Genomic DNA, 717 nt, shown 5'->3' with positions numbered 1-717 from the left:
GGTCGGTGTGGTGGTCGGTGTGGGGGTCAGCGCGCGGTGTGGCGCAGCCCCGCGACGAGGAGCGCGACCAGGCGGCGGGCGTCGTAACGGGGGTCGTCGTCCGCGCCGATGCAGAGGTTGCCGACGCCGCGCATGAGCTGCAACGCCTCGACGTCGGACCGGATCTCGCCGGACTCGGCCGCGGCGGCGAGGAGTTGGGCGCAGACGGGCACCAGCCGGTCGAGGAAGTGGGCGTGCAGCGCCTCGAACCCGGCGTTGTCGGACCGCAGCACGTCCGCGAGGCCGTGCTTGGTGACCAGGAAGTCGACGAAGCGGTCGATCCACCGCTCCAGCGCGACGTACGGGGTGGGGGCGGACGCCAGCAGCGCGGGGCCGGCCTCGGCGCACGCCTCGACCTGGTGCCGGTAGACGGCGATGATCAGGTCCGCGCGGGTCGGGAAGTGCCGGTAGATCGTGGCCGTGCCGACGCCGGCCCGGGCCGCGACCTCGCGCACCGGCACCGCCACCCCCGACGTGACGAAGAGCGCGGCGGCCGCCTCCAGCAGGGACTCCTCGTTGCGCCGCGCGTCCGCCCGCTTCGGCCGCCCCCCGCCGCTGCCGCCGTCGTTCATCGTGCGCTCCCTCCGCGGTCGTCCTTGCTAACCGGGACACTGTTCCGTATCGTCAAACGGGACGGTGTTCCGGTTGCTCGTCACTTGCCATGATGGCAGAGCGCCC

At 73.5% G+C, this 717-nt stretch carries 1 protein-coding gene; it reads right to left on the bottom strand.

From position 1 onward, the window contains the following. Nucleotides 1-26: 26 nt before the first annotated feature. Entirely contained in the window at nt 27-611 is a 585-nt protein-coding gene (locus E1283_RS36750) for a TetR/AcrR family transcriptional regulator (protein ID WP_132822454.1), read from the bottom strand. Nucleotides 612-717 lie beyond the last annotated feature (106 nt).

The organism is Streptomyces hainanensis, from assembly GCF_004348415.1.
Classification (GTDB): Bacteria; Actinomycetota; Actinomycetes; order Streptomycetales; family Streptomycetaceae; genus Streptomyces; species Streptomyces hainanensis.
The sequence above is the reverse complement of the archived record's forward strand: the minus strand, read 5'-3'. Positions and strand labels throughout refer to the sequence as shown.